Below are 539 nucleotides of genomic sequence, written 5' to 3' on the forward strand. Positions count from 1 at the left end.
TTGGTCCAAAAACACAGCAACACAAAAGAGTGGGAAAATGAAGGAAATGGCTTCTCACTACTGGATGTAATGCGTAACGCGAAACCAACGGTACTGATTGGTGTATCAGGTGCTCCTGGCCTATTTAGCCAAGAAGTCATCGAAGAGATGCACAAACACTGCAAGCGTCCGATTGTCTTCCCGCTGTCAAACCCAACCAGCCGTGTTGAAGCAACACCAAACGACATCATCCGTTGGACAAACGGTGAAGCGCTAGTGGCAACGGGTAGTCCGTTTGATCCTGTGGTTCACGAAGGTCGCACTTACCCTATTGCACAATGTAACAACAGCTACATCTTCCCAGGTATCGGTCTTGGCGTTTTAGCGGTTAACGCAAAACGCGTGACTGACGAAATGCTAATGGAATCAAGCCGAGCGCTGGCTACATGCTCTCCACTTGCGATTAATGGTCGTGGTGCACTTCTACCGCCTTTGGAAGAAATCCACCTAGTATCGAAGAAGATTGCTTTTGCCGTTGCGAAGAAAGCAATCGAGCAAGG

At 48.6% G+C, this 539-nt stretch carries 1 protein-coding gene; it reads left to right on the forward strand.

All coding sequences use genetic code 11. The features are described 5' to 3' along the window. The coding region (locus R7P74_RS28795) for a malic enzyme-like NAD(P)-binding protein (RefSeq protein WP_318124116.1) at positions 1-539 on the forward strand (539 nt) is incomplete at both ends.

The sequence above is a fragment of the Vibrio sp. 2033 genome, from assembly GCF_033339735.1.